The following is a 6748-nucleotide window of genomic DNA, read 5'->3' on the forward strand; positions in this document are numbered from 1 at the left end:
CTTCGTTGCGCAGAAATGACATCACCGCAGGTCAAAGCCTGGAAATCGTTGCACTGGGTTTAACTTCAACGCAATGACACTCGCCCATTCGTTGCAATGGATAGTGGGTGAACGCTACGGGCGTCGACGATCGACGATCGGGGCACACGCAGAACCCTCCCGCTCGCTCGGAGGGGGAGGGCTCGGGGCGTGGACCGCGCGGGCGGGTCAGCCCTGGGGGCGGGGGCGGTACGTGGTGACCTGGACGCCCGTGGCGCTGGTGACCGTCGAGACCAGGTCGAGCGGGCGCAGGGTGCCGTCCGCGGGGAAGATCGACTTACCGGGGCCGAGCAGCACCGGCATGATCATCAGGCGCAGCTCGTCGACCAGGCCCTCGCTCAGGAGGGTGCGGGCGAGGGTGGGGCTGCCCATGACCAGGAGGTCGCCGCCGGGGGCGTCGCGCAGTTCCCGGATGCGGGTGACGGCCTTGTCGGCGGGGATGAGCACGGTGTTCCAGGTGAGGTCGTCCTCGGTGAGGGTGTCGGAGACCACGTGCTTGGGCAGGGCGTTCATGCGGTCCGCGAAGGGGTCGCCGGCCCGCTCGGGCCAGGCGGCGGCCATGTTCTGCCAGGTGCGGCGGCCGAAGAGGAGCGCCTCGGCCTGGTTCAGCGCCTCGGTGAAGGCCCCGCCGACGACCTCCGGGTCGAAGAAGGGGTGGGTCCAACCGCCGTGGGCGAAGCCTCCGTCGGTGTCCTCCTCGGGGCCACCGGGGGCCTGGACGACGCCGTCGAGGCTGATGAACTCGCTGATGACGATGCGCATGGGGGTGTGCTCCTGTTTTCCTCGCGTCGGTCCGTACGCCAATGAAGACCGGCGCAAGGCGGCGAACTCATCGGTGGGGAGCGGAATTCGCGATGTGACGTGGAGCACACCGCCCGGCCCCCGCGGGGCGGCGCGAGGCGCACCACGCACCTGTGACCCGACCGGCGTCCGCGGGCGGTCAGTCGGCGGATGCCGAGAGCGCCGCCGGGCGGGCGGGGCGCCTGCGGGAGACGGCGACTCCGGCCAGGCAGATCGCGCCGCCGAGCAGGGTCAGCCGGCCGGGGACCTCGTCCAGGACGATCCAGGCGAAGAGCACCACGACGGCGGGCACGGCGTAGGTGGTCGCGCCCATCTTCCCGGCGGTGGTCCTGGAGAGGGCGTACGTCCAGGTGGTGAAGGCCAGCGCGGTCGGAAACAGGCCCAGGTACAGCATGTTGAGCGTGGCCGACAGCGGGGCGTGCGGCAGTTGGGAGACCAGCTGCCAGACGAAGGGCAGGGTGACCGCCGTACCGACGAAGCAGCCGTACGTGGTCACCTGGATCGGGCTCGCGTGGCGCAGCGCGGGCTTCTGCGAGACCACCCCGGCCCCGTAGGTGAGCGCGGCGAGCAGGCAGAGCAGCACACCGCCGAGGGAGGAGGAGTCCCCCTTGGAGGTGGACAGGCCCACGACGACCGCGCCCGCGAAGGAGACGGCCATCCCGGCCAGCAGCATCGGCGGGAAGCCCTCCTTCAGCAGCCAGCCTCCGAGCAGGGCGATCACGATCGGGCCGATGTTCACGATCATGGCCGCGGTGCCCGCGTCCACGCCCTGCTCGCCCCAGTTCAGCGCGACCATGTAGAGGCCGAACCACAGCACGCCCGAGGCGAGGATGCCGGGCCAGGCCTGGCGCGGCGGGAACGGGACCCGCTTGACGAGCAGCACGATGCCGAGGGCGACCGATGCCGTCAGGAGCCGTCCCAGGGCCAGTGCTCCGGGGTCGTAATGGGCCGCCGCCGACCGGATGGAGACGAATGCGGAGGCCCAGAGGGCAACGGTGACGGACGCCGCCGCGAGGGCACGGCGGTCGGCTCCGGGGCCGGCGGCAGATTGATCCATACGAGTCAACGTACTCACGCGGCGCCCCGCGCGCCTTCGGATATCCCGTCAGTTCCGATCGCCCTGCCGGCCCTCCAGCAGGAGCTTCTTCTGCGGCTTGCCCATGGCGTTGCGCGGCACCGCCGTGACGAAGCGGACCTCGCGCGGGCGCTTGTGCACCGACAGGTGCGCGGCGACGAAGTCGGTGAGCTCGGCGCCGGTGACCCCGTCGGCCACGACGTACGCCACGATCCGCTGCCCGAGGTCCGCGTCGGGGACGCCGACGACGGCCGCCTCGCGCACCTTGGGGTGGTCGAGCAGGGCGTTCTCGATCTCGCCCGCACCGATCCGGTAGCCCCCGGACTTGATCATGTCGATGGAGGCGCGGCCCACGATCCGGTGCACGCCGTCCTTCTCGTCGACGGCCGCGATGTCTCCCGTACGGAACCAGCCGTCCTCGGTGTACGCGGCGGCGGTGGCCTCCGGCCGGCCCAGGTATCCGGAGAACAGCGTGGGGCCGGTCAGCTGGAGTTCGCCGATCCCGGCGCCCGGCTCGGCGGCGATGCGGGTGCGGATACCGGTGAGCGGGGTGCCGACCGTACCGGGGCGGACCTCGCCGCCCGCCCGGCCGCTGATGGTGATCAGGGTCTCGGTCATGCCGTAGCGCTCGACGGGGCGGTGGCCGGTGAGGAGTTCGAGGTCGCGGAAGACGGGCGCGGGCAGGGCCGCGCTGCCGGAGACGAGGAGCCGGGCCCCGGACAGCGCGGAGGCGGCCTCCGGTTCGGCGGCGATACGGGACCACACGGTCGGCACCCCGAAGTACAGGCTGCCGCCGGCTTCGGCGTAGGCGTCGGGCGTCGGCCGGCCGGTGTGCACGAGGCGGCTGCCGGTGCGCAGGGCGCCGAGCACGCCGAGCACGAGGCCGTGCACGTGGAACAGCGGCAGCCCGTGCACGAGGGTGTCGTCGGCGCTCCACCGCCAGGCCTCGGCGAGCGCGTCGAGGTCCGCGGCGATGGCGGCGCCGCTGAGCACCACGCCCTTGGGCGGGCCGGTGGTGCCGGAGGTGTACAGGATCAGCGCGGGATCCCCCGGCGCGGCGGCCTTCCCCGACGGGGCGTCCGCGCGGCGTGCGAAGTCCACCCCGACCTCCGCGGCCCCCGAGTCGCGCAGGATGTGCTCCCGTTCGGCGGGCCCGGCGTCGGGCGGCAGCGGCACGCACGGCACCCCGGCCAGCAGCCCGCCGACCACCGCGGCGACGGTCTCCAGCGAGGCCGTCGCCGTGACGGCGAAGGCCGGGGCGCCCGCGACGTCCGCGGCCACCGCTCCGGCGGCGCCGAGCAGTTCCTCGTACGAGGCGGTGCGGCCGGCGACGGTGACGGCGTCACCGCGGTCCCCGTACGCGCCTTCAAGTGCGGTGAGCACGCTGACACTCCCCTGTCCGTGGTCCCGGTGGTCCCGGTGGTCCCGGTGGTCCCGGTGGTCCCGGGCACAGGCTGCCGGAATCCGGGGGAAGCGCGCCACCCCAGATATCCATCCTTCTTGATGCATCAGAAAAGATGGATTACTGTTGCCCTCAGCGGACGGCGCGAGAGGAGTGGACACATGCGGAAGTGGGCCGGGAATCCCTGGGCGGTGCTGGTGACCATGTCACTGGGGTTCTTCATGACGTTGCTGGACCTGACGATCGTGAACATCGCGATCCCCGAGATGATCGACGCACTGGGGGCGACCCTGGACCAGACCCTGTGGGTGGTCAGCGGCTACGCCCTCGTCCTGGCCGTGCTGCTGATCACCGCCGGCCGGCTCGGCGATCTGTGGGGGCCCCGCAACCTCTTCGTCGCCGGCCTGGTGGTGTTCACGGCCGCGAGCATCGCCTGCGGGCTGGCCACCGGCCCGGTGATGCTGATCGCCGCCCGCGGGGTGCAGGGCCTCGGCGCCGCGCTGCTCACACCGCAGACGATGGCGCTCGTCATGTCGGTCTTCCCGGCGGCGCGGCGCGGCACTGCGATGGGCATCTGGGGCATGGTGGCGGGCCTGGCCACGCTGTCGGGTCCGACCCTGGGCGGCGTGCTGGTCTCCACCGTCGGATGGCGCTGGATCTTCCTGGTGAACGTGCCGATCGGGATCGCCGCGCTGGTGCTGACGTTCCTGGTGGTGCCCGACGTACGGACCGGCCGGACCCGCACCTTCGACGTCCCGGGCGTGCTGCTGGCGACCGGCGCGCTGTTCTGCCTGACCTTCGCGCTCCAGGAGGGCGAGCACTACCACTGGGGCACCGGGATCTGGGGGCTGCTGGCCGCGGGTGCGGCGCTGGCCGCCGGGTTCCTCTTCCACCAGCGCGGGCGTCAGGACCGCGAGCCGCTCGTTCCGTTCGCGCTCTTCAAGGACCGCAACTTCTCCGTCCTGACCGTGATGGTCGCCCTCGTGTCGATGGCGATGATCGGGCTGGTCCTCCCCTTCAACCTCTACCTGCAGTCCGTGCTCGGCCTGAGCGCGATCAAGGCGGGCCTGGTGCTGGCCCCGTCCTCCCTGGTGTCGATGGCGGTGGGCCCCTTCGCGGGCCGGCTCTCGGACCGGATCGGTGGCAAGTACCTGCTGATGGCGGGTCTGACCCTGTACGCGGTGGGGATGGTGGCGATCGTGCTGATCGCCGGTCCCGCGACCCCCTGGTACGCCTTCGTCCCGGCCACCGTCATCACCGGCCTCGGCATCGGCTGCGTGGTCGCGCCGATGTCCGCCGAGGCGATGCGGGGTGTCGACCCGAGGCTCGCCGGGGCGGCTTCCGGGGTCAACAACACGGTCCGGCAGATCGGTTCGGTCATCGGCGCGGCCGCCGTGGGCGCCCTGCTCCAGGGCCGGCTGGCGGCGGAGCTGGCCACCGGGAAGGTGTACGCGGACGCCTTCGTCGCCACCCTGCACGTGACGGCGGCGCTGCCGATCGCGGTGGTCCTGGTGGGCGTGCTGGCCTGCTTCCTGGTCCGCGGCCGGGCCAAGGAGAAGGCCGCGGTGACGGCGGCCGAGGCGGCTCCCGCCGGGGCGCCGAAGGCGGCGGGCGTCTGAGCCGCCCCGAGAGCACAACACGTAAGCCGCCCGGGTGCCGAGCACCCGGGCGGCTTACGTGCGCCGGTCGTCCTCACCGGAACATCGAGTGCGGGGCCTGCTGCCCGCCGAACGGCCGAGCCATGGCGACCGCCCCAGCCGGTCCACCTCCACCGGCCGGGGCTGCTCGGCTACTTACGGCCGTCCGGGCCGTACCACTGGAGGGGTTGGCCGGTTACTGCGGCGATGCACTCGAAGTCGTGGTCGCAGTGCAGGAGGGTGAGCCCCTGCAACTCGGCGGTCGCGGCGACAACGAGATCCACTGCGCCGGCACTACGGTGCTTGCCTTGTTGAGTGAGGGCCTCCTGGACCTGCCAGGCGCGGTCGTAGGCGCGGTCGTCGACCGGGACCCAGCCGAAGATCAGCCGGAGGTCCTCGATGCCGCGCGCCCGGTCGGCGGCGGATCGGGCGCTGTAGAAGAACTCCAGCTCGGTGATGGGGCACGTGGCGATCAGGCCGGCGGCCGCTGCCTGGTCCCAGCCGTACCGCTCCGCGTCGCCCCGCATGAACCGGGCGAGGGCGCTGGTGTCGATCAGGTAGAGAGCGGCGTTCAACGTCGGTAGTTCCGCTTGTCCTCGAAGAGTGTCAGATCGAACGCGCCTTCGTCGGCCGCGGCACGCAGGCGGGTCAGGGCCAGCGCACGCCGCCTGTTCTCCAGCACCTCGCGCAAGGCCGTGTTGACCGTCTCCTTCTTGGTGCTGGTCCCCAGGGCCTTGGCCACGTCTGCGACCAGTTCGTCATCGAGGTCGATCACCGTCCGGCTCATGTGCACCTCCTGTATATCAACGATGGCGACAATTATATCTCCGATGGTTCGCCAGGGCCATGGGGCGCTCGGTCACATGCGGCCGGCTACCCCCGGTCCGAGCCGGGCTTGGCCGTGGTGTCGGCCGGCGGTTCGGCCTTCACGTAGAGGATCTCGCGGGCCTGCTCCGCCGCGCGCATGATGGTTTCGGTGATGAAGTCGAGGAAGCGGGCGATGTTCTCCAGGCGGACGGCGGCCGGTGTGTCGGGGCCGAGGACGTTGACGCCCTGGCGGGCGGTCTCGGCGAGTTGGTCGCTGGCCCGGGCGCTGGCGATCGTGGACTGGTAGAAGACGTCGTCGTCCACGATGTAGCGCTCGCGGCGCCGTTCGTCGCGTTCCCGACGGACGAGGCCCTGGTTGTCGAGGAACGAGATCGCCTTGGAGATGGACGCCGGGCTGACCTCCAGGCGCTGGACGAGCTCGGACGCGGTGAGGGTGCCCGTGTCCGTGGTGTAGAGGGAGACCAGTACCCGGGCGCTTATCTTCGGCAGACCCGAGGCCATGAAGAAGGTCGTGAACATCTCCTCGTACTCGCGCACGGCCTCGGGGTCGCGCCCATGGGCCAGTTGGGGCGCCTGCCCGGCCCGGGGGGCGGCTTGCCTGCGGCGGTGGGTGCGGCGTTCGGTGGAGCGCTGGGCCAGGTCGGCGCGGTAGCCCGCGGGACCGCCGTTGCGCGTCACCTCGCGCGTGATGGTCGAGGTCGGACGGTCGAGGCGCCTGGCGATCTCCGCGTAGGCGAGCCCGTCGGCCACCCCCAGCGCGATCTGCTGGCGTTCCTGCTGGGTGAGCCTGCCTCCCGGCATCGCGATCCCCTCTCCTGCTTCCTTCGTGGGTCCTTGACGCCCCCAGCATAGCGTTCATTTTCCATCCATTGCAACGCAACACGCCAGAACATTGCATTGAAATCCAATCCAGTGCAACGATTTCCAGGCTTTGACCTGCGGTGATGTCATTTCTGCGCAACGAAA

Annotated in this window: 7 protein-coding genes; 1 reads left to right on the forward strand and 6 read right to left on the reverse strand. The window is 71.3% G+C overall.

What is annotated here, in order from left to right:
* Nucleotides 1–207 precede the first annotated feature (207 nt).
* The 3 genes from ACIQ5Y_RS39680 to ACIQ5Y_RS39690 all read right to left on the reverse strand — a co-directional run bounded on the left by ACIQ5Y_RS39680 (nt 208) and on the right by ACIQ5Y_RS39690 (nt 3298).
* Nucleotides 208–801, reverse strand: coding sequence for a dihydrofolate reductase family protein (locus ACIQ5Y_RS39680; protein ID WP_403892409.1), 594 nt, complete (start codon nt 799–801; stop codon nt 208–210).
* 178 nt (nt 802–979) lie between these two features.
* Complete coding sequence (locus ACIQ5Y_RS39685; RefSeq protein ID WP_403892412.1) at nt 980–1897, reverse strand: DMT family transporter; 918 nt, start codon at nt 1895–1897, stop codon at nt 980–982.
* A gap of 48 nt (nt 1898–1945) precedes the next feature.
* Entirely contained in the window at nt 1946–3298 is a 1353-nt protein-coding gene (locus ACIQ5Y_RS39690; RefSeq protein WP_403892415.1) for an AMP-binding protein, read from the reverse strand.
* Between the two features lie 180 nt (nt 3299–3478).
* Here ACIQ5Y_RS39690 and ACIQ5Y_RS39695 point away from each other — a divergent pair, with 180 nt between their 5' ends.
* The gene (locus ACIQ5Y_RS39695) at nt 3479–4936 is read left to right on the forward strand and encodes a DHA2 family efflux MFS transporter permease subunit (RefSeq protein ID WP_403892418.1); all 1458 of its coding nucleotides are present in this window, start codon (nt 3479–3481) and stop codon (nt 4934–4936) included.
* Nucleotides 4937–5106: 170 nt separating this feature from the next.
* Here the strand turns inward: ACIQ5Y_RS39695 and ACIQ5Y_RS39700 are convergent, their stop codons facing one another.
* The 3 genes from ACIQ5Y_RS39700 to ACIQ5Y_RS39710 form a co-directional block, all read right to left on the reverse strand.
* Nucleotides 5107–5529 (reverse strand): PIN domain nuclease, encoded by a 423-nt coding sequence (locus ACIQ5Y_RS39700; RefSeq protein WP_403892421.1) that lies wholly within the window; start codon nt 5527–5529, stop codon nt 5107–5109.
* On the reverse strand, nt 5526–5741 hold the full coding sequence (locus tag ACIQ5Y_RS39705; RefSeq protein WP_079428878.1) for a type II toxin-antitoxin system VapB family antitoxin: 216 nt from the start codon (nt 5739–5741) through the stop codon (nt 5526–5528). Before ACIQ5Y_RS39705 ends, ACIQ5Y_RS39700 begins: the two co-directional genes overlap by 4 nt.
* An 86-nt stretch (nt 5742–5827) precedes the next feature.
* Complete coding sequence (locus ACIQ5Y_RS39710; protein WP_403892424.1) at nt 5828–6583, reverse strand: helix-turn-helix domain-containing protein; 756 nt, start codon at nt 6581–6583, stop codon at nt 5828–5830.
* Nucleotides 6584–6748: the final 165 nt, after the last annotated feature.

The organism is Streptomyces sp. NPDC096339 (assembly GCF_044762985.1).
GTDB lineage: Bacteria > Actinomycetota > Actinomycetes > Streptomycetales > Streptomycetaceae > Streptomyces.